This window comes from Streptomyces sp. NPDC048506 (assembly GCF_040651315.1).
GTDB lineage: Bacteria > Actinomycetota > Actinomycetes > Streptomycetales > Streptomycetaceae > Streptomyces.
Window position 1 is genome coordinate 70,846 of sequence record NZ_JBEZIX010000018.1, and the last position, 19,924, is coordinate 90,769.

At 72.8% G+C, this 19,924-nt stretch carries 16 protein-coding genes; 3 read left to right on the top strand and 13 right to left on the bottom strand.

Annotation, left to right across the window (positions count from 1 at the left end):
- Positions 1 to 23: 23 nt before the first annotated feature.
- Positions 24 to 824, bottom strand: a complete 801-nt coding sequence (locus tag AB0C96_RS16940; protein WP_362918100.1) for a crotonase/enoyl-CoA hydratase family protein — start codon at positions 822 to 824, stop codon at positions 24 to 26.
- A gap of 221 nt (positions 825 to 1,045) precedes the next feature.
- Between AB0C96_RS16940 and AB0C96_RS16945 the strand changes: the two genes are divergently transcribed.
- Positions 1,046 to 2,674 (top strand): acyl-CoA synthetase, encoded by a 1,629-nt coding sequence (locus AB0C96_RS16945; RefSeq protein ID WP_362918102.1) that lies wholly within the window; start codon positions 1,046 to 1,048, stop codon positions 2,672 to 2,674.
- A gap of 92 nt (positions 2,675 to 2,766) precedes the next feature.
- Here the strand turns inward: AB0C96_RS16945 and AB0C96_RS16950 are convergent, their stop codons facing one another.
- A complete protein-coding gene (locus AB0C96_RS16950; protein ID WP_362918104.1) occupies positions 2,767 to 3,420 on the bottom strand; it encodes a chorismate mutase in 654 nt (217 codons plus the stop codon).
- Positions 3,421 to 3,669: 249 nt separating this feature from the next.
- On the opposite strand from AB0C96_RS16950, the gene paaK reads away from it, so the two are divergent.
- The gene (gene paaK, locus AB0C96_RS16955; protein ID WP_362918106.1) at positions 3,670 to 4,998 is read left to right on the top strand and encodes a phenylacetate--CoA ligase PaaK; all 1,329 of its coding nucleotides are present in this window, start codon (positions 3,670 to 3,672) and stop codon (positions 4,996 to 4,998) included.
- A 28-nt stretch (positions 4,999 to 5,026) separates the two neighbouring features.
- On the opposite strand, the gene AB0C96_RS16960 is transcribed toward paaK, so the two are convergent.
- The 7 genes from AB0C96_RS16960 to AB0C96_RS16990 form a co-directional block, all read right to left on the bottom strand.
- Entirely contained in the window at positions 5,027 to 5,827 is an 801-nt protein-coding gene (locus AB0C96_RS16960) for a VOC family protein (protein WP_362918108.1), read from the bottom strand.
- Positions 5,828 to 5,925: 98 nt separating this feature from the next.
- On the bottom strand, positions 5,926 to 7,473 hold the full coding sequence (locus AB0C96_RS16965; RefSeq protein WP_362918110.1) for an acyl-CoA synthetase: 1,548 nt from the start codon (positions 7,471 to 7,473) through the stop codon (positions 5,926 to 5,928).
- 72 nt (positions 7,474 to 7,545) lie between these two features.
- Positions 7,546 to 8,598 carry a tetratricopeptide repeat protein gene (locus AB0C96_RS16970; RefSeq protein WP_362918112.1) on the bottom strand — a complete coding sequence of 351 codons (1,053 nt, stop codon included), beginning with the start codon at positions 8,596 to 8,598 and terminating at the stop codon, positions 7,546 to 7,548.
- Positions 8,588 to 9,208, bottom strand: a complete 621-nt coding sequence (locus AB0C96_RS16975) for a hypothetical protein (RefSeq protein WP_362918114.1) — start codon at positions 9,206 to 9,208, stop codon at positions 8,588 to 8,590. Before AB0C96_RS16975 ends, AB0C96_RS16970 begins: the two co-directional genes overlap by 11 nt.
- Before the next feature lie 134 nt (positions 9,209 to 9,342).
- Positions 9,343 to 10,902, bottom strand: a complete 1,560-nt coding sequence (locus tag AB0C96_RS16980) for an acyl-CoA synthetase (protein WP_362918116.1) — start codon at positions 10,900 to 10,902, stop codon at positions 9,343 to 9,345.
- 19 nt (positions 10,903 to 10,921) lie between these two features.
- Entirely contained in the window at positions 10,922 to 12,040 is a 1,119-nt protein-coding gene (locus tag AB0C96_RS16985) for a nitronate monooxygenase family protein (RefSeq protein ID WP_362918118.1), read from the bottom strand.
- Positions 12,041 to 12,141: 101 nt separating this feature from the next.
- Positions 12,142 to 13,713: an NAD(P)/FAD-dependent oxidoreductase gene (locus AB0C96_RS16990; RefSeq protein ID WP_362918120.1), complete on the bottom strand. Its 1,572-nt coding sequence runs from the start codon at positions 13,711 to 13,713 to the stop codon at positions 12,142 to 12,144.
- A 176-nt stretch (positions 13,714 to 13,889) separates the two neighbouring features.
- On the opposite strand from AB0C96_RS16990, the gene AB0C96_RS16995 reads away from it, so the two are divergent.
- Positions 13,890 to 15,179, top strand: coding sequence for a glycoside hydrolase family 27 protein (locus tag AB0C96_RS16995; RefSeq protein WP_362918122.1), 1,290 nt, complete (start codon positions 13,890 to 13,892; stop codon positions 15,177 to 15,179).
- Positions 15,180 to 15,306: 127 nt separating this feature from the next.
- Here AB0C96_RS16995 and AB0C96_RS17000 read toward each other — a convergent pair whose 3' ends face one another.
- The 4 genes from AB0C96_RS17000 to AB0C96_RS17015 form a co-directional block, all read right to left on the bottom strand.
- Complete coding sequence (locus AB0C96_RS17000) at positions 15,307 to 15,441, bottom strand: hypothetical protein (protein ID WP_362918124.1); 135 nt, start codon at positions 15,439 to 15,441, stop codon at positions 15,307 to 15,309.
- Between the two features lie 93 nt (positions 15,442 to 15,534).
- Positions 15,535 to 17,499, bottom strand: a complete 1,965-nt coding sequence (locus AB0C96_RS17005) for a serine/threonine-protein kinase (RefSeq protein ID WP_362918126.1) — start codon at positions 17,497 to 17,499, stop codon at positions 15,535 to 15,537.
- 32 nt (positions 17,500 to 17,531) lie between these two features.
- The gene (locus AB0C96_RS17010) at positions 17,532 to 18,449 is read right to left on the bottom strand and encodes an oxygenase MpaB family protein (RefSeq protein WP_362918128.1); all 918 of its coding nucleotides are present in this window, start codon (positions 18,447 to 18,449) and stop codon (positions 17,532 to 17,534) included.
- A gap of 22 nt (positions 18,450 to 18,471) precedes the next feature.
- Positions 18,472 to 19,662, bottom strand: a complete 1,191-nt coding sequence (locus tag AB0C96_RS17015) for an acyl-CoA dehydrogenase family protein (RefSeq protein WP_362918130.1) — start codon at positions 19,660 to 19,662, stop codon at positions 18,472 to 18,474.
- Positions 19,663 to 19,924: the final 262 nt, after the last annotated feature.

Below are 19,924 nucleotides of genomic sequence, written 5' to 3' on the forward strand. Positions count from 1 at the left end.
TGTGGCATGCGGTTCTCCTTGGGTCAGGCGCGCCGGTAGACGGGCGGGCGCTTCTCCGCGAAGGCCCGGGCGCCTTCCTTGGCGTCGGCGGTGTCGAAGAGGGGCCAGCCGCGGGCGAGTTCGGCCGCCAGCCCGTCGGCCTCGGTCAGCTCGGCGGTCTCGTAGACGGATGCCTTGACGGCTTCGACGGCGAGCGGACCGCAGGCGTTGATCCGCTCGGCGATCTCCAGGGCCTTCTCCAGCGCGCCGCCGTCGGGCACGACGTGGCCGATCAGGCCGATGCGTGCGGCCTCGCGGGCCGGGTAGGGGCGGCCGGTGAGCAGCATCTCCAGGGCGTGGGTGCGCGGGATCTGGCGGGCGAGTCGGACGGTGGAGCCGCCGAGGGGGAAGAGTCCGCGCCGGACCTCGAAGAGCCCGAACGTGGCGTTCTCGCCGGCGACGCGGATGTCGGTGCCCTGGAGGATCTCCGTCCCGCCCGCGACGCAGTGGCCCTCGACGGCGGCGATCACGGGTTTGCGGGGGCGGTGGTGGCGGAGCATCGCCTTCCAGTGCAGATCGGGGTCGGCGCGCAGCCGCTCGCGGTACTGCTCGCCCGCCATGCCGTCGCCGGCGAGCGCCTTGAGGTCCATGCCGGCGCAGAAGGTGCCGCCGGCGCCGGTGAGGACGACGGAGCGGATCGCGTCGTCCTCGTCGGCGGCGACCCAGCCGTCGTACAGGCCCACCAGCATCGGCAGCGAGAGCGCGTTCTTCGCCTCCGGCCGGTTGAGGGTGAGCACCAGCGTCGCGCCGACGCGCTCCACGGTCAGATGTTCCGTCCCGCCCATGACGTCCTCCCACCCATGGCGTGCTCGCCGCCTGTGGCGTCCTGCGTACCCGGACGGGGAACAGGTTGCAGGAGCGGCACGGCGAGTTCAAGGCTTTTCTGACACACAGTCAGATTTCTTGGGCCGCGGCCTTCCCTGCTCCCGTCGGCGGCGCTCTAATGACGGCCTGGGTCCGGTCGACAGACCGGTCCGCGCCGACGCCCGCCCGGTCTGGAGGAGACGTGGAGTACAACCTTGCCGACCTCTTCGAGTCGATCGTCGACACGGTCCCCGACCGCGAGGCGCTGGTGTACGTCGACCACCCGGGCACCGGCGACGAGCGGCGGCTGACGTACGCGGAGCTGGACCGCGCCGCCAACCGGCTCGCCCACCACCTCGGCGACCACGGCATCGGGCCGGGCCAGCACGTCGGGCTGCACCTCTACAACGGCGTCGCCTACCTCCAGGCGGCCTACGCCTGCCTGAAGATCCGCGCCGTACCGGTGAACGTCAACTACCGCTACGTGGAAGAGGAGTTGGTCTACCTCTACCGGGACGCGGACCTGGTGGCGCTGGTCTTCGACGCGGAGTTCACCGCCCGGGTCGCCGCCGCCCTCCCCAAGACCCCGAAGCTCCGCCACCTGGTACGGGTCGGTGCCCCGCCCGCCGGCGCCCCCGAACCGTCCCCCGCCCCGTTCGACCTGGCCCACGCCGAGGCCGCCGGGTCACCCGCCCGGGGCTTCGGCCCGCGCTCGGCCGACGACCAGATGGTCATCTACACGGGCGGCACCACCGGGATGCCCAAGGGCGTGATGTGGCGCCACGAGGATCTGTTCTTCTCCGGGATGGGCGGAGGAGCGCCGACCGGTGAGCCGGTGAAGCGACCGGAGGAGCTGGCCGAGCGGGTCGCGGCCGGCGGGGAGGGGCTCGCCTTCTTCCCCACTCCACCGCTGATGCACGGCACCTCCACGCTGACCGCGTTCATCGCCTTTCACTTCGGCCAGAAGGTCGTCCTGCACCGCAAGTTCGTGCCCGAGGAGGTGCTGCGGACCGTCGAAAAGGAGCGGGTCACCAGCGTGTCGCTGGTCGGCGACGCGATGCTGCGCCCGCTGGTCGACGCCCTCGACGGACCGCTCGCCGGCGTCGACTGCTCCTCGCTCCTCAGCGTCAGCAGCTCCGGCGCGATCCTCTCCGAGACCGTGCGCGCCCAGTTCCGCGCGCGGGTCCCGAATGCGATGCTGCTCAACAACTTCGGCTCCTCGGAGTCCGGGTTCAACGGGACGGCCACCGACGACTCCGGCCCCGACAAGGGCTTCCGGCTGCGGGTCAACTCCCGTACGGCGGTGGTGGATCCGGCGACGCACGAACCGGTGCCGGCCGGCGAGGCGGGCCGGCTCGCGCTGCGCGGGCACGTACCGCTCGGCTACTACAACGACCCGGCCAAGACGGACGAGACCTTCTTCGAGGCACACGGGGAGCGGTGGGTGCTGCTGGGCGACATGGCCACGGTCGACGAGGAGGGCATCGTCACCGTTCTCGGCCGGGGCTCGCAGTGCATCAACTCCGGAGGGGAGAAGATCTATCCGGAAGAGGTCGAACAGGCGCTGAAGGCCCATCCGGACGTGTACGACGCCCTGGTCGCCGGCGTGCCGGACGAGCGGTGGGGCAACCGGGTCGCGGCCGTCGTCCAACTCCGGGAGGGTGCCGCGCCATTGGACCTGGACGGCATCCAAGTCCACTGCCGCGCCCGGCTGGCCGGGTACAAGATCCCGCGCGCCGTGGTCTTCACCGACCGCATTCAGCGCTCGCCCAGCGGCAAGGCCGACTACCGCTGGGCGAAGGCGGTGGCGGCCGGCGAGCGGGAGGCGTGACCCGAGCCCCGTGGTCCGCCACCGGGGAAAAGCCCTCGGCGGCGCGGACCGCGGCCCCGGCCCGGCCCGGCCCCGGGGAGCGTCGGGCCGGTTCAGCCCACCGGCTCGCAGACGGACCCGAGCGAGCGGGCCAGCGCCACGGTGTGCAGCGCGTCCAGGTGCCGCTCGTGGTGCACCCGGGCGGCGGCCACGGTCAGCAGTGGGCGGCACGACGGAGCGGAGCGGGCGTCCGGGGCGGCGGCGAGGGCGCGGACCAGTTCGCCGTTGATCCGGTTGATCTCCTTGCGGACCTCGCCGAGGTCCGGGCGGTCGGTCGGCGCCTGGCTGGGATCGGCCTCCCAGAGCCGGTGCAGGCCACGCTGCACGATCTTGCTGGCCTCGATCTGGTCCCGGAAGACCCGGACCGTCGCCTCCGGGTCGGCGCCCAGCTGCCGGGCCTGCGCGGCCACCGCGTCCAGGACCTGCTGTTCGCGGACGGGGTCGTCGATCGGACTGCCGGTGCCCCACTTCGCGGCGGCGACCAGGTCGCCGGTGGCGAGCCGGTCGGCGGACAGCGCAGCGAGCGGGCGCAACCGGCCGTACGGGGAGTGCGCGGCGACGGCGGGGGCGCCGGTCAGGGCGGGCGGCGCGGCGGGGGCGTCGGCCGGGGCGGGCGGCGCGGCGACGGCCCCGCCGGCTCCGGTGAACAGGACGGTCGCGGCGGCGCCGGCGATCAGCGCACGGCGCATCCAGGTGGTCGGCTGCACGGTCGGCCTCTCTCGAACCTCGGGGCGGCGTCGGGGAGTTCCCCAGGACCCGGTACGGCGCGAGCCTAGGCGAACCAGCCGGTTGCGGTGCCGGGAACCGCGCGCCGGGCTCCGGGCGCGGGCTCGTCCCCGGTGTCGCTCCCGGTGGGCCGTCTGCGCCAGACCCTTGACGTGATCCCCGCGCGCTGATTGTTTGGACCGGCATCCAGCTACCGAATGATCGGTAGGCAGACGAGGCGGTGACACTCCATGGCGGAAGCGACGACGGGCAGGACCCCTGACGGTGCGACGTTCGACGAGGCGGAGCGGCTCTCCCGGGACGCCTTGCAGGAGCGGCAACTGACCCGGTTGCGCGCCTCGTTGCGGCACGCCTACGACCACGTCACGTTCTACCGGGAGGCCTTCGACCGGGCCGGGGTGCATCCCGACGACTGCCGCTCGCTCGGTGATCTCGCCCGCTTCCCGTTCACCGTCAAGGACGATCTGCGCGCCCAGTACCCCTTCGGGATGTTCGCCGTCCCCAAGGAGCAGGTGCGGCGCATCCATGCCTCCAGCGGCACCACCGGCCGGCCGACGGTCGTCGGCTACACCGAACGCGACCTCTCCCACTGGGCGGACGTGGTCGCCCGCTCCCTCCACGCGGCCGGCGGCCGGCCCGGCCACACCGTCCACATCGCCTACGGATACGGGCTGTTCACCGGCGGACTGGGCGCCCACTACGGCGCGGAGCGCCTCGGCTGCACGGTCGTGCCGGCATCCGGCGGGATGACCAGCCGACAGGTGCAGATCATCCGGGACCTCCGCCCCGAGATCATCATGGTGACGCCGTCGTACATGCTCACCCTGCTGGACGAGTTCGAGCGGCAGGGCGTCGATCCCCGCAGCACCTCGCTGAAGGTGGGCGTCTTCGGCGCCGAGCCCTGGACGCAGGAGATGCGCCGCGAGATCGAGGAGCGGTTCGCGATCGACGCCGTCGATCTCTACGGGCTGTCGGAGGTGATGGGACCCGGCGTCGCCCAGGAGTGCGTGGAGACCAAGGACGGACTGCACATCTGGGAGGACCACTTCTACCCGGAGGTGGTCGACCCGATCACCGGCGAGGTGCTGCCGGACGGCGCGCACGGCGAGCTGGTGTTCACCTCCCTCACCAAGGAGGCGATGCCGGTCATCCGCTATCGCACCCGCGATCTGACCCGGCTGCTGCCCGGTACCGCGCGCCCTGCCTTCCGCCGGATGGAGAAGGTCACCGGGCGCTGCGACGACATGATCATCCTGCGCGGGGTGAACCTCTTCCCCGCGCAGGTCGAGGAGATCGTGCTGCGTACGCCCGGCGTCGCTCCGCACTTCCAGTTGAAGCTGACCCGCGAGGGCCGGATGGACCGGCTGACGGTGCGTGCCGAGGCCCGGCCGGGCGCCACCACCGAGCAGCGCACGGCGGCCGCCGGGCTGATCGCACGAGCCGTCAAGGACGGCATCGGGGTCTCGGTCGCCGTCGAGATCGTCGACCCCGAGACCCTGGAGCGCTCGGTCGGCAAGATCAAGCGCATCGTGGACACCCGCCCTCGGGACGGGTCCTGACGGCGGCGCCCGGCCGGCCCGGCGCCGCTCAGGTCATGTTCGGATCCCCCTTGATCAGCGCGAACGGGGCCCCGGCCGGGTCCTTCAGCATGGCCAGCCGGCCGACGCCCGGGACGTCGACCGGCGGGATGAGGACGGTGGCCCCGTGGTCGGTGGCGGCGGCGAACGTCGCGTCGCAGTCGGTCACACCGAAGTACGGGTGCCACTCCGACGTCGAACCCGCGTCGAGGTGCTCCTGCGTCAGCTGCATGATGCCGCCCTGCCCCGTGTCGTCGCCCTTCCCGCCGCCCGGCGCGGAGACGATCGAGTAGACCATGTCGGGGCCCATCGGCATGTCCTGGTAGCTCCAGGAGAGGACCGAGCGGTAGAAGTCCTTCGCCGCGGCCGCGTCGGTGGTGTACAGCTCCGTCCAACAGAGCGTGTTCGGCTCCATGACCGTCTCCAGGCCGGCGGTGTCGCCCGGCTGCCACACCGCGAAATCGGCCCCCGCCGGGTCGGTGAAGGCCGCCAGCCGACCCGCGGTGAAGACGTCCATCGGCGCGACCCGCACCGCGCCGCCGGCCTGCTCGACCGCCTTGGCCGTGGCGTCCGCGTCGGGGGTGTGGAAGTAGGCCGTCCAGGCGGAGCCGGCGCCCTCCTCCGTCAGCGGGCCGACGGCGCCGACCGTCTTCCCGTCGCGTTGGAAGAAGCCGTAGCCGCCGGCATCCGGGCCGGCCGACTGGAAGGTCCAGCCGAACACGGCCGCGTAGAAGGCGGCCGCGGCGTCGACGTCCGGCGCCCCGAGGTCGAGCCAGTTCGGTGTGCCGGGAACGTAGTTGGTGGTCAGCATGGGTGCTCCTCCGTCGTGCGGATCGAGGCGTTCGGCGCTGTTGTCCCGCCGTTCCTCAGCATGGCAGGGGGCACTGACAGTCGCCCTCCGCGCGCCGCTCAGGGCGTGCCGAACCGCTCGCGCAGCCGGCGCTTGAGGACCTTCCCGCTGGCGTTGCGCGGCAGCGCGTCCACGAACATCACCCGTTTGGGCGCCTTGAACGGTGCCAGGCGGGCGCGGGCCACCTCGATCAACTCCTGCTCCCCCACCGGCTCGCGCTCGTCCGTCCCGTCCGTGCGCCGCACCACCACCGCGGTCACCGCCTCGATCCACCGCTCGTCCGGCAGCCCGATGACCGCGACCTCGGCCACCTGGGGATGCCCGTAGAGCGCCTCCTCCACCTGGCGCGAGGCGATCAGCACCCCACCGGAGTTGATGACGTCCTTCACCCGGTCGACCACCGTGAGGTAGCCGTCCGCGTCGCGCACGGCCAGGTCGCCGGAGTGGAACCAGCCGTCCCGGAACGCCTCGGCGGTCTCCTCGGGCTTGTCCCAGTAGCCGGTGCACAGTTGCGGGGACCGGTAGACGACCTCGCCCGGGGTGCCGTCCGGTACGTCGCGGCCCTCCTCGTCCACCACCCGGGCCTCGACGAACAGCACCGGCCGCCCGCAGGACGCCGGCCGCCCGTCGTGCTCGTCCGGGCCGAGCACGGTGGCCAGCGGCCCGATCTCGCTCTGCCCGAAGCAGTTGTAGAAGCCGAGTCCGGGCAGCCGGGCGCGCAGCCGCTCCAGGACCGGCACCGGCATGATCGAGGCGCCGTAGTACGCCTTGCGCAGCCCGCCCAGCTCCCGGGTGGTGAAGCCGGGGTGGTGGGAGAGCGCGATCCACACCGTCGGCGGTGCGAACAGGCTGTCCGCCCGGCCCGCCTCCACCAGCTCGAAGATCCGTTCCGGGTCGGGCCCGTCCAGAATCGTGTTCTCCGCGCCCACCGCCAGGTAGGGCAGCAGGAACACATGCATCTGCGCGGAGTGGTAGAGCGGCAGCGAGTGCAGCGGCCGGTCCGTCTCGGCGAGGTCGAGGGCGACCACGGCGCTGGTGTACTCGTGCACCAGCGCCCGGTGCGTCATCATCGCGCCCTTGGGGAGGGCCGTGGTCCCCGAGGTGTAGAGGAGTTGGACCAGGTCGTCGTCCGCGACGTCGGGCAGCGCGTCCGCCCCGTCGTCGCCCGCGTCCGGCGTCGCCCCGAAGGCCGCCAGCCGTTCCAGCAGCCCGTCGGGCGCGCCGTACAGCGGCAGGGTGCGTGCGGAGTCCGGCAGCCGGGGCGCCAGTGCCGTGTCCGTGAGCACCAGTGCGCTGCCCGACTGTTCCAGGATGTAGCGCAGGTCCTCGCCGGTGAGGCCGTGGTTGACCGGTACGTGCACCAGTCCGGCACGGGCACAGGCCAGGAAACCGATCAGATACGCATCGGAGTTGTGCCCGTAGGACGCGACCCGGTCGCCGGGGCGCAGGCCCGAGGCCAGCAGCACCCGGGCGGCGGCGGTCACCGCGTCGTCGAGTTCCCGGTAGGTCCAGGCCCGCTCCCCGTACCGCACCGCGGTCCGCCCGGGCACCCGCCGGGCGCTGCGCCGCAGGACTCCGTCGACCGTGTTGCTCCGCGCTCGCCTCATGGCGCGATCCTCGACCGCACCCCACCCGGGGTCAAGACACCCGGCCGCGCGGGGGCGAGTGGGAGGCGGCTCCTAGGGCAGCCTTTCCGACCCTGGCCCGTCGGACAGGCCCGAGTCCGGGCCGTCCCCCGCTCGCCGGAGAGCGGCGAGCCGGTCGCGCACGGTTCGGGTGGTGGCGTCGTCCTCGCCCAGGGTCCGGAGGCAGTCCGCGAGGACGCGGGCGTAGAGGGAGCGCACCTCCTGTGCGTCCCGCGCCGCGGACTCCTCCCACAGGGCAAGGGACGAGGTGACGTTCTTCTTGACCCGGGCCTCGCCGGACGCGTCCCCGATGGCGCGGAACTCCCCCAGCGCGCGCCAGGACACCTCCATCGCCTCGACGATCCGGCCGGACTGGGTCAGCGCCCCGGCGAGGTTGTTGAGCGTACGGGCCAGGCCGTGGCGGTTGCCCGCCGCGTCGAACCGCTCGACGGCCCTGCCGTACGCGGCGAGGGCGTCCTCCAGCATCCCGGCCGCCATGAGGGAGCTGCCGAGGTTGGACAGCACGGCTCCCTGCCGCGGATGGTCCTCGGGCAGATCGGCGGCGGCCTGCCGGCCCAGGTCGATGGCCTCCGTGAGGTCCCCCTCGTACCGCGACCGCTCGTAGCGGATGCGCAGCGCGCTGCTGAGGCTGGCGAGCGCCGCGGAACGCTGCGGCAGGCCGGGCGGAATGCGGACCGCCGCGTCACGGCCCAGGACGATCGCCTCGTCCAGGTCCTCCCAGTTGCCGGTGTACTCGGCCCGGGCGTGCAGGGCCCCGATGAGGTTGGGGATCGTGGCGCTCAGTTCGGGGTGGAGGTCCTGGGGCGGCTGCGCCGCATGGGCCGCCTGGGCTTCCCGGAAGCAGAAGATGGCGGCGTCCAGGTCGGCCAGGGACGAGGTGAGTTGGAACCGGACCATCCGGATCAGGCCGAGGTTGGACAGGATGGTGATGTGCAGCGGTCCGGGAGGGGTGGCGGTGAGCACCTTGTCCAGGGTCGCGATGGCGTCGTCGGTCTCCTCGAGGCCCCGGTGCAGACGGCGTGGGGACTCCAGGATCTCCGCGGCCCGCAGTGCGGTCGCCGGATCGATTCCGTGGTCAGTGTTCATCGCCCCGCCCCCCGTCTTCGGACTGCCGCTGGTCCAGTACCGCGGTGATCCAGATGCGCGCCAGTCCCTCATCGTAGAACTCGATGGTCTCGGTGCCCCGTTGCACCCGGATCACCACGCGCGGGTCCCGCTGCTGCGGCACGCCGGACGGCGGTGCGGACGGGGCGTTGGCGGGGTCGGGGGGCGGGTGGACGTGGACGCCGCCGTTGATGGCGCCGGCCTGCACGGTGGGGCCGAGGAGTCGGGCGTGCCCGTCGACGACGTTGCCGACCGACTCGCCCGGTGCGTCGGACGGCGGGTGCGTGGTGCGGTACCACAGCAGCTCCCACCACTGCGGCGACCGCGGCAGGTGACCTTCGCCGCCCGTCTGCCGGGCGAGGCCGTCCAGCAGCTCGACGAAGGCCAGCAGGACCGTGCACGAGGCGGGCGCGGTGCCGTCGTGGAGCCAGCCGTGCACCGCGGCGGCGGTCGGCCGCTGGCCGGCGGGGAGCCGCCCGTGGGCGAGCTCGACGAGCCTGCCCACGGCCGGACTTCCGGCGGCCCGGTGCAGCCGCCGCAGCTCATCCCCGAGGTCTTCCGCCGGTTGCTCCACCTGTTCGACTTCCCCCATGACGACCGTGCGTGCGCTCCGAGGGGACTGTCCCTCGGCACCAGCCGCGTTACCGGGTCCAGGCTAGCCGTTGGGGTGGGAGCGGCTCACGCTGACGCATGGGGTCGGTGTCCGGTCCTGTGCATGACGGTCGGTCACACGTTGCGCTGCCGCCCCTCCCAGTACTGGTCGCGCAGCCGCCGCTTGTAGAGCTTGCCGTTGGGGTCGCGGGGCATGGCGGTGAGGAAGTCGACGGACTTGGGGCGTTTGTAGCCGGCCAGTCGGCGGGCGCAGTGGGCCAGGACGTCGGCGGCCAGGTCGGGGCCCGGGGTGTGGCCCTCGGCGGGTTCCACGACGGCTTTGACCTCCTCGCCCCAGTCGTCGTGCGGGATGCCGAAGGCCGCGGCGTCGGCGACCGCCGGATGGCTCAGCAGGACCGCTTCGATCTCGGCGGGGTAGATGTTGACCCCACCCGAGATGATCATGTCGATCTTGCGGTCGCGGAGGAAGAGGTAGCCGTCCTCGTCCAGGTAGCCCAGGTCGCCGACGGTGAAGAAGTCCCCGATCCGGTTCTTGCGGGTCTTGTCCTCGTCCTTGTGGTAGCTGAAGCCTCCGGTGGTCATCTTCATGTAGACGGTGCCGAGTTCGCCGGTGGGCAGCCGGTTGCCGTCGTCGTCGAAGACCGCCAGCTCACTGATCGGCCAGGCCTTGCCGACCGTTCCGGGCTTCTTGAGCCAGTCCTCGGCGGTCGCGAAGGCACCGCCGCCCTCGCTGGCCGCGTAGTACTCCTCGACGCAGGCGCCCCACCAGTCGATCATCGCGCGTTTGACGTGGTCGGGGCAGGGCGCGGCGCCGTGGACGGCGTGCCGCATGGCGCTCACGTCGTACGCCGCCCGGGTCTCGGCGGGCAGCGCGAGCAGGCGGTGGAACTGGGTGGGGACCATATGGGTGTGGGTGCAGCGGTGTGCGTCCATCAGGGCCAGCATCCGTTCCGGCGTCCACTTGTCCATCAGGACGATGCGGTGGCCGATGTGCAGTGAGGCGCCGGCGAATTGCAGGACGGCGGTGTGGTAGAGCGGCGAGCAGACCAGGTGCACGTTGTCGTCGAACGGCCGGATGCCGAAGATGGCGAGGAAGCCGCCGAGGTAGGTCTCCTCCGGGAGCTTGTCCGGCAGCGGACGGCGGATGCCCCGCGGACGGCCTGTGGTGCCCGAGGTGTAGTTCATCACCCAGCCCAGGGTGCGGCCGTCGGGCGCCGACTCCGGCTCCCCGTCGAGGAGTTGGGCGTACGGGCGAAAGCCGTCGATGTCGCCGACGGCGTAGCGCCGGTCGGCCGGGAGGCCCGCCTCGTCGGCGGCGTCCCGGGCGGCCGCCGCGAACCGCTCGTGGGCGATCAGCACCTTGGCGCCGGAGTCGGCGACGATCCAGGCGATCTCCGGGCCGACCAGGTGGTGGTTGACGGGGACGAGGTAGAGGCCGGCCTGGGACGCGGCGAGGTAGGCGGTGAAGAGTTCGACGCCGTTGGGGAGGACCACGGCGAAGGCGTCGCCGCGCTCCAGCCCCGCCGCGCGCAGCCCGTGGACGAGCCGGTTGCTCGCCGCGTGCAACCGGCCGGCGGTCCACTCCTCGCCGTCCGGGGCGATCAGGACGGTGCGGTCCGGGTCGGCGGTGGCCTGTGCCCAGAAGCCGTTGGGCGGTGCGGAGTCCTTGGTCATTCCACTGTCCTCCTGGGGGTCATGCGCGTCCGGCGATGCGGTTGATGCGGTCGACGGCCCGCTCGAACCCGCGGGTGAGGTCGTCGAAGACGGCCCGGACGCTGCGTTCGCTGGTCATCCGGCCGACGATCTGGCCGACCGGGGTGCCCAGCAGCGGCTCGACCTCGTGCCGCTGGATCCGGGAGTTGGCCTCGGCGACCAGCAGGCCCTGGAGCGGCATCGGGAGGGTGCCGGGGCCGTTCGGGTCGTCCCAGGCGTCGGTCCACTCGGTGCGCAGCTGACGGGCGGGCTTGCCGGTCAGGGCGCGGGAGCGGACGGTGTCGCCCGGCCCGGCGGCGAGGAGCTTCGCGGTCAGCCGCCGGGAGTGCAGTTCGGCCTCCTCGGTGGTCAGCCAGATCGAGCCGAGCCAGACGCCCTGGGCGCCGAGGGCGAGCCCGGCGGCGATCTGCTCGCCGGTGCCGATGCCGCCCGCGGCGAGCACCGGCAGCGGGTCGACGGCGGCGACGACTTCCGGGGTGAGGACCATGGTGGCGATCTCACCGGTGTGCCCGCCGGCCTCGTACCCCTGGGCGACGACGATGTCGATGCCGGCGTCCTTGTGGTGCCGGGCGTGTCGTGGACTGCCGGCCAGTGCGGCGACGAGGATGCCGTGGTCGTGGGCGCGCCGGACGACGTCGGGTGGAGGTGAGCCCAGGGCGTTGGCGAGCAACTTGATCGGGTAGTCGAAGGCCACGTCGAGCTGGGTGCGGGCGACCTGCTCCAGCCACCCGGTGATCCGCCAGCCGGACGTCTCGCCCTCCGCGAGCGGCGGCACCTGGTGCTTTTCGAGGAGCTCGGCGACGAACCGGCGGTGCCCGGCGGGGATCATCGCCTCGACGTCGGCCTCGGTCAGCGGACGGCCGTCGGGGGCCTCGACCTTCGTGGCGGGCATCACCACGTCGAGGCCGTACGGCAGTCCGTCGGTGTGCTGCTGCATCCAGTCGAGGTCGCGGGCCAGGTCGTCCGGCGCGGTGTAGCGGACCGCGCCGAGCACCCCGAAGCCGCCGGCCCGGGTGATCGCGGCGGCGACCGCGGGGAAGGGCGTGAACCCGAAGACGGCGTGCTCCGCTCCCAGCGTGTTGCTCAGCTCCGTCTGCATGCGCGCAGGATGCCGCAGCGGGCCGTTCGAGGGAAGAGATTTTCTGATGTAGCGTCAGAAACTTGTCGAGCGGCCCGACTTCTCGGCGGACCGACGGCATCTCACCCCTCCTCCAGCACCGCCATCGCCGCGTTGTGCCCCGGAATTCCGCTCACCCCGCCGCCGCGCACCGCGCCCGCCCCGCACAACAGGACGGTGGGGTGCGTGGTGGCCACCCCCCAGCGCGCCGCCGCTCCGTGGGCCGGCCCGCCCTCCGGGTCCGCGTACGGGAAGGCCAGGTCGCGGTGGAAGATGTTGCCGCCCGGCAGGCCCAGCTCGCGGTCCAGGTCGAGGGGGGACTTGGCCTCGATGCACGGGCGGCCGTCCGCGTCGTGGGCCAGGCAGTCGGCGAGCGGCTCGGCGAGGTGGGCGTCCAGCTCGGCGAGGGTGGCCGCCAGCAGGCGGTCGCGGGTGGCCGGGTGGTCCGCGTCGTCGGCGGCGAACAGCCGCGCCGGGGCGTGCAGGCCGAAGAGGGTGAGCGTCTGGTAGCCCTGGCGGACCAGGTCGGCGCCGAGGATCGAGGGGTCGGTGAGCGAGTGGCAGTAGATCTCCGAGGGCGGGGAGGTCGGCAGCTCGCCGGCTGCGGCCTGCCGGTAGGAGCGCTCCAACTGCTCGTAGCCCTCGGCGATGTGGAAGGTCCCGGAGAAGGCCTCGCGGGGGTCCACCCGGTCGTCGCGCAGCCGCGGCAACCGGGTGAGCAGCATGTTCACCTTGAGCTGGGCGCCTTCGGCGGGCGGCGGCGGGGCCTGGCCCAGGAGGCGGGCCAACTCCCTCGGCGAGGCGTTGACCAGGACCCGGCGGGCGCCGATCGTGCCCTGCACACAGGTCACCTCCGCGCTGCGGCCGTCCGTCGCGAGGGCGGTCACCGGGCAGTTGGTGACGATCTCGGCACCGGCCCGGCGGGCGGCGTCGGCCAGCGCGTCGGTGAGGGCGCCCATACCGCCGATGGGGACGTCCCAGTCGCCGGTGCCGCCGCCGATGACGTGGTAGAGGAAGCAGCGGTTCTGGCGCAGCGAGGGGTCGTGGGCGGTGGCGAAGGTGCCGATCAGGCCGTCGGTGAGGACGACGCCGCGGACCAGGTCGTCGCGGAACGTCTCCTCGACCAGCTCGCCCAGGGGGCGTTCGAAGAGAGCGTGCCAGGTGGCGTCGTCGTCGACGGTGGCGCGCAGTGCGGCGCGGGTCGGGAGGGGTTCGGTCAGGGTGGGGAAGACCCGTTCGGCGAGCCGCCTGGTGGTGCCGTAGAAGCGCTGCCAGGCGTCGAACTCCCGCTCGGAACCGGTGAGTCGGGCGAAGGACTCCCGGGTGCGGGCCTCGTCGCCGCCGACCAGGAGGCCGGTGGGGCGGCCGCCGCGCACGGCGGGGGTGTAGGAGGAGACGGTGCGCTTGCGGACCGCGAAGCGCAGTCCGAGGTCCCGCACGATCTTCGACGGCAGCAGGCTGACGAGGTAGGAGTAGCGGGAGAGCCGGGCGTCGACCCCGGCGAACGCCCGGGTCGACACGGCGGCACCACCGGTGTGGTCCAGCCGCTCCAGCACGAGCACGCTGCGCCCGGCGCGTGCGAGGTAGGCGGCGGCGACCAGCCCGTTGTGCCCGCCGCCGACGATGACCGCGTCATACGAAGTCCGTTCCGGCATGCCCCTTGGTAACACGCGGTGATCCCGGCCGCCAGCGGCACGCGGCTGAAACCTTCGGTGCGGTCGGTGCGGCTTCTTGACCGACCGGGGGGCTGCTCCTAGCGTCCGGCCGTGCTCCGTCCCGGCGCCTCCCCGCCGTACTCCCCAGGCCGTCCCGCCCACCCGTGAGGTGACCCGTGCCCCACTCCTCGGTACCCCGCATCGGCCGCACCCTCGCCGGACTCACCACCGCCGCCGTCTGCTCGGCCGGGTTGCTCGCAGCCCCCGCACCCGCGGCCGCCTCCCCCGGCGTGCCGCACGCCACCGAGCCGTACCCGAATCTGGCCCCGACACCGCCGATGGGCTGGAACAACTGGTCGTACTACACCTGCCACATCGACGAGAAGGTCGTCCTCGACAATGCGCGGGCGCTGGTGCGCACCGGGCTGGCGCGGCGCGGCTACAACACCGTGACCGTCGACGACTGCTGGATGGGCAGGCAGCGCGGCCCGAAGGGCGAGCTGGTGCCGGACCCGGCGAAGTTCCCACACGGCCTGGCGTACCTCGGCCAGCAGCTGCACCGGATGGGGCTGCGGTTCGGCATCTACGCCGATGTCGGAACGCTGACCTGCGAGAAGTACCCGGGAAGCCTCGGCCACTTCCAGGCGGACGCCCAGCTGTTCGCCCGTTGGAAGGTGGACTACGTCAAGGCGGACGGCTGCAACGTGCCCACCGTCCCGGGCCACAGCAAGGAGCAGACCTACCGCGATGTGTACGGGCAGATGAGCGCCGCCCTGCGCACCGCCGGCCGGCCGATCACCTTCTCGATCTCGGCGCCGGCCTACTTCCAGTTCGACGGCGACGCCGTATGGCACCGGGTCATCGGCTGGTCGTCCGAGCTCGGCAACCTGTGGCGGGGCGGCCGGGACGTGGCGCTGCAACAGAGCACCCCCGCCGCGAAGTGGGCCTCGATCGTCTACAACTTCCGCTACAACGCCGACCTGGCCGACCTCCAGCGGCCCGGGCGCTGGAACGATCCGGACTTCCTGCTGGCCGGCGACACCGGCCTGACGCGGCAGGAGATGCAGAGCCAGATGTCGCTGTGGGCGGTGATGGCGGCACCACTGATCTCCAGCACGGACCTCGGCAAGCTGTCCCCGGCGGCCCGCGAGGTCCTGGGGAACGAGCGGGTCATCGCCGTCGACCAGGATCCGCTCGGCGTCCAGGGCCGCATCGTGCAGCAGGGCGAGGACGCAACGGTGCTGGCCAAGCCGCTGCGGCACGGCGCATGGGCGATCGCGCTGTTCAACGCGGGCGACACGGCGCGCACGCTGTCCGTCACGGCGGGCGCGGCCGGGCTGCCGGACGCCTCCTCCTACCGGCTGCACGACCTGGTCACCGACCGCCGTACGCGCAGCGACGAGGACATCGTGGCGCGGGACGTACCGGCGCACGGCACGGTGCTCTACCGCGTCACCCCGGACTGACCGGGGTGACGCGCGGACCTGGGGTCGGTCCGATGGGTCGGCGCCGCGGACCCGGCCACGACCCATCGGACCGGCCCCGGGGCTTGTCCGACGAAACGGCCCACCTGTCGATCGATTCGGTGGTCAGTCATGGCACCAGAGGCGACCAGCCGAACATGATGCACACGACGAGGCTGAAGCTCCACAGCACGGCGAGTGCGGCGACCGCGCCGAGGACGCCGATTCCGACGACAACGACCTTTGCTCCTGTGGTATTTGCCATGGCCACATTATCTACTTCCCCGCCTCCAGGGTGTCCGGCGAGGTGCCGTCCTTGCGCGCTCCGGGCGGCCTCACGAGACCTATCGGACAGACCCTAGCGCCGGCGCGCGGCGCGCTCCCGGCGCAGGGCCGCGACCCGGCGGTGCAGGGCGGCCGCCTCGTCCGTGCGGCCCAGCTGCTCCAGGCACTCGGCCAGGTCGTTCTGGCTGGCCAGCGCGCCGGGATGGCCGACGCCCAGCACCCGTTCGCGAGCCTCGGCGACCAGCCGGTAGCTCTCCAACGCCTCGCTCCAGCGGCCGAGCCAGCCCAGGGCGACGGCGGTCTCCCGGCGGCTGACCAGGGTGTCGGGGTGGTCCGGACCGAGCACCCGCTCGCGCGAGGCGGCCAACTCGCGGGCCTCGACCAGCGCCTCCTGCCAGCGGTGCTGCCGTCCGAGGTTGACGCCCAGGCCGTGCCGGGCGCGGAGGGTGTCCGGGTCGTCGGCGCCCTGGACGCGGGTGCGGGCGGCGATCAGGTCGCGGTAGAGCGCGAGTGCCTCCGCGCTGCGGCCGAGCCGCCCGAGACCGATACCGATCTCGTAGCGGGCGGCGAGGGTGTCGGGGTGTTCCGGACCGAGCGAGGCGGCACGGGCCGCCGCGACCTCCCGGCAGGTCTGGAGCGAGGCCGCCCAGTCGCCCAACTGACCGAGGACGTAGGCAAGTTCGTAGCGGGTGGTGAGGGTGTCGGGGTGGTGTGCGCCGAGTACCCGGGCGCGCGCCTCGGCCACGTCGTGGGTCAGGGTGCGGCAGTCCTCCAGCCGGCCCAGCCGGCCGAGGTTGAGCGCGAGGTGGTGGCGGCAGCTCAGGGTGTCCGGATGGTCGGGTCCCAGGACGCGTTCCTGGCCGGCCAGCACCTCGGCGTAGATCTGGTGCGCCTCGACGTACTGGCCCGCGCGGCCCCGCTCGTGGGCGGTCTCCAGGCGGGCGGCGAGGGCCGCCCGTCGGCCGGCCGGGGGTGCGGGGCTGGCGAACGTGCCGCCGGGCGCGTCGGCACCGCGCTGCGGTGCGCCTCCGGTCCAGGTGTCGGTGAGGATCGCGGCGGCCCGGTCGGACGGCCGGGGGCCAGGGCGCCGGGCGGTGCCCGCCGGGGAGCCGGCGCCGATGCCCCGGGTCCAGGAGGGCAGCCGCGGGACCGGGACGGTGGTCTCCCCGCCGCCCCGGCCGGAGTGCGGATGGCGGGCGTCGGCGAGGCGTTTGGCCAGTTCGTCGGCGTCGCCGGGCCGGTCGTCGGGATCCTTGGCGAGCAGCTCCAGCACGATCCGCTCGTAGGCCTCGGGCAGGTCGGGGCGGAGCGTGCGCGGGGGTGTCGGGGCGGTGTCCCGGTGCCCGACGAGCACCGCCCAGGCATCGCCGAGGTCGAACGGCGGGACGCCGGTGGCCAGCTCGTAGAGCACACAGCCGAGCGAGTAGAGGTCGCTGCGGTGGTCTACGGGGTGCGCGCCGATCTGTTCGGGCGACATGTAGTGCGGGCTGCCCATGGCGATGCCGGTGCCGGTGAGGCGGGCGGTGAAGCCGATGTCGTGGTTGAGGCGGGCGATGCCGAAGTCACAGATCTTGACCGTGCCGTCGGCGGTGCGGACGATGTTCGCCGGCTTCAGATCGCGGTGCACCACGGCCTGTTCGTGGGTGTACGCGAGCGCGGCGGTGACCTGCTCGGCGATCTCGACGAGGTCCGGGACGGGCAGCGGCTGTCGCCGGTTGTCGTCCAACAGTTGGCTGAGGTTACGGCCGCTCAGCAGCTCCATGACGATGAAGAGGGTGCCGTCGTCCTCGCCGAAGTCATGGACGACGGTGATACCGCGGTGCTGGAGGGCGGCCGCGACCCGGGCCTCGCGGCGGAAGCGCTCGCGCAGCACCTGGAGCAACGACGCTTCGTGCCGCGGCCCGAGGGGCTTGAGGCACTTCACGGCGACCTGCCGCCCCAGTGATTCGTCGCGGGCCCGCCAGACCTCGCCCATGCCGCCGCGCCCGATGGTGTCGAGCAGCCGGTACCGCCCCTGGATCAGTCTGTTTTCCGCCATCGTGAATCGCCGCCCCCCGTCCCCGTTGCCGGTCAGCCGCGCAGCTCCCCCTGCGTGTCCAGCTGTGCGTCCAGTATGGCCGTGGAACGGCGGAGCTTGTAGGCCGCTGGACGGGTGTCGGGGCCCAGTCGTGCGACGGCCCGCAGGATATGACGGGGTGGGAGCTGCCAGCGGACCGTGGGCGGAATGGCGCGAAGGAGGCGGCCGGTGGCGCGGAGCCGGCGGGTGACGGCACGCGGCGGGGGTGCGGGGCGCCCGTAGAGCTCGTGGGCGTACGCCGGGAGTGCGCCGTAGGCGAGCCGGGCCACCCACCCCCACACCACGGCACGGGCCGGCACGAGCGGGGCGGGGGTCGGGGGCCGGCACAGGAAGTCGTCGACCGCGCGGGCCTCGGGGGTCAGCGCCAGCTCGGACCGCACCCGGTCGAAGTAGGCGGCCAGCGCGGCCCGGTCGCCGGGTACGCCTTCCGGGTCGAGGCCCACCAGCCGGGCGCTCGCCCGCTGCTCGCGGAGGTAGCGGTCGGCCTGGGCGGCGCTCAGCGGGAAGCCGGAGCGGCACAGCACGTGGAGGTAGGAGTCCACCTCGGCGCAGTGCACCCACAGCAGCAGGTCCGGTGCGTCGATGCGGTAGCGCTCGCCGGTGGCCGGGTCGGTGGCGGTCAGCCGGCGGTGGATCCCGCGAACCCTCGCGCCGGCCCGCTCGGCGGCGTCGGTGGTGCCGTAGGTGACGGTGCCGACGAAGTCGGCGGTGCGCATCAGCCTGCCCCAGGCGTCACGCCGGCCCCTGTCGTCCATCTGGAAAGCAGCCGAGTTCTGGAGGACCCCGCGCACCGCGGACGGGTGCAGCGCCTGGAGGTAGAGCGCACGGACGCCCGCGATCCACATCATCGGGTCGCCGTGCAGCTGCCAGGTCACCGAACGGGGGCCGAAGAGCCCGGGGTCGCCCGCCATCACCACACCTCCCGCAGGCCGGTCAGCGTCGCACCCGGGGCATCCCGAGGCCGATCCACGAGATGATCTCCCGCTGGATCTCGTTGTTGCCACCGCCGAAGGTGAAGATCACGGCCGAGCGGTAGCCGCGTTCCAGTTCGCCGTGGAGCACCGCACCGGCCGAGCCCTCCTTGAGCGGGCCCGCGGAGCCGACGACCTCCATCAACCAAACGTAGGCGTCCCGGCGGGCCTCGGAGCCGTAGACCTTGACCGCGGAGGCGTCCTGCGGGGTGAGCGTGCCGTGCTGGAGCGCGTCGACCATCTGCCAGTTCAGCAGCTTCATGGCGTCCAGTCTGGTGTGGGTGCGGGCCAGCCGGCCGCGCACCCAGCCCAGGTCGATGACCCGGCGGCCGTCGGCGAGCTTGGTCCCGGCGGCCCAGCGCTGGACGTCGTGCAGCGCGCGGATGGCCATGGTGCCGTGGGCGGCGAGGGTGACCCGTTCGTGGTTGAGCTGGTTGGTGATGATCCGCCAGCCCTTGTTCTCCTCGCCGACCCGGCGGGTGGCCGGGACGGTGATGTCCTCGTAGTAGCTGGCGGTGGTGTCGTGGGAGGCGAGGGTGTTGATGACGGTGCAGGAGTAGCCGGGGTCGCTGGTGGGGACCAGGAGCATGGTGATGCCCTTGTGGGGCGGCGCGTCAGGATCGGTGCGCACGGCCAACCAGACCCAGTCCGCGGTGTCCCCGTTGGTGGTCCAGATCTTCTGTCCGTTGACGACGTAGTGGCCGCTCTCCTCGTCGCCCACCCGCACCGCGCGGGTCTTGAGGGCGGCCAGGTCGGTGCCGGCGTCCGGTTCGCTGTAGCCGATGGCGAAGTCGATCTCGCCGGAGAGGATTCTGGGCAGGAAGGAGGCCTTCTGCTCGTCGGTGCCGAACTGCATGATCGTCGGGCCGACGGTGTTCAGCGCCATCAGCGGCAGCGGCACGCCCGCCTGGGCGGCCTCGTCGAAGAAGATGAACTGTTCCATCGGGGTCATCCCGCGGCCGCCGAACTCCCTTGGCCAGCCGACGCCGAGCCAGCCGTCGGTTCCCAGTCGGCGCACGGTCTCGCGGTAGAAGCGCTTCTGGGCGGCGGGGTCGGCGTAGCGTGCGTAGGCATTGTCCGGCACCAGTGCGGCGAAGTAGGTGCGCAGCTCGGCGCGCAACTGCTGCTGCTCGGGGGTGTATTCGAGGTGCACGGCCCCTCCCGTTCGTCCGGTCCGGTCGTCCGGTCCGGGGGCCGTCTGTGCGGTTCTGACGCCCCGTCGGATCCTGGTCGGGGCACAGTAGAACTTGTTCCAGAAATACGGAAGGGGCCCTCCCCGCACGGCCGTCCACCCTACGCCCTACGCCCTGAACGACGATCAACACCGCGGTGGGGCCGGGACGGGCTGACCTGACCCGCGACACACAAAGGCCCGGTCCGGCAGCTACCGCACGCCGAACCGGGCCTGCCCCCGG

Bases quoted from the DNA above. Each gene is read 5' to 3' on its own strand.
- paaK (WP_362918106.1), top strand. From the start codon at position 3,670: ATGGCGGAAGCGACGACGGGCAGGACCCCTGACGGTGCGACGTTCGAC.
- AB0C96_RS16965 (WP_362918110.1), bottom strand. From the start codon at position 7,473: ATGAGGCGAGCGCGGAGCAACACGGTCGACGGAGTCCTGCGGCGCAGC.
- AB0C96_RS16960 (WP_362918108.1), bottom strand. From the start codon at position 5,827: ATGCTGACCACCAACTACGTTCCCGGCACACCGAACTGGCTCGACCTC.
- AB0C96_RS17010 (WP_362918128.1), bottom strand. From the start codon at position 18,449: ATGGCGGGCGACCCCGGGCTCTTCGGCCCCCGTTCGGTGACCTGGCAG.
- AB0C96_RS16970 (WP_362918112.1), bottom strand. From the start codon at position 8,598: ATGAACACTGACCACGGAATCGATCCGGCGACCGCACTGCGGGCCGCG.
- AB0C96_RS16985 (WP_362918118.1), bottom strand. From the start codon at position 12,040: ATGCAGACGGAGCTGAGCAACACGCTGGGAGCGGAGCACGCCGTCTTC.
- AB0C96_RS17005 (WP_362918126.1), bottom strand. From the start codon at position 17,499: ATGGCGGAAAACAGACTGATCCAGGGGCGGTACCGGCTGCTCGACACC.
- AB0C96_RS17000 (WP_362918124.1), bottom strand. From the start codon at position 15,441: ATGGCAAATACCACAGGAGCAAAGGTCGTTGTCGTCGGAATCGGCGTC.
- AB0C96_RS16990 (WP_362918120.1), bottom strand. From the start codon at position 13,713: ATGCCGGAACGGACTTCGTATGACGCGGTCATCGTCGGCGGCGGGCAC.
- AB0C96_RS16940 (WP_362918100.1), bottom strand. From the start codon at position 824: ATGGGCGGGACGGAACATCTGACCGTGGAGCGCGTCGGCGCGACGCTG.
- AB0C96_RS16980 (WP_362918116.1), bottom strand. From the start codon at position 10,902: ATGACCAAGGACTCCGCACCGCCCAACGGCTTCTGGGCACAGGCCACC.
- AB0C96_RS16975 (WP_362918114.1), bottom strand. From the start codon at position 9,208: ATGGGGGAAGTCGAACAGGTGGAGCAACCGGCGGAAGACCTCGGGGAT.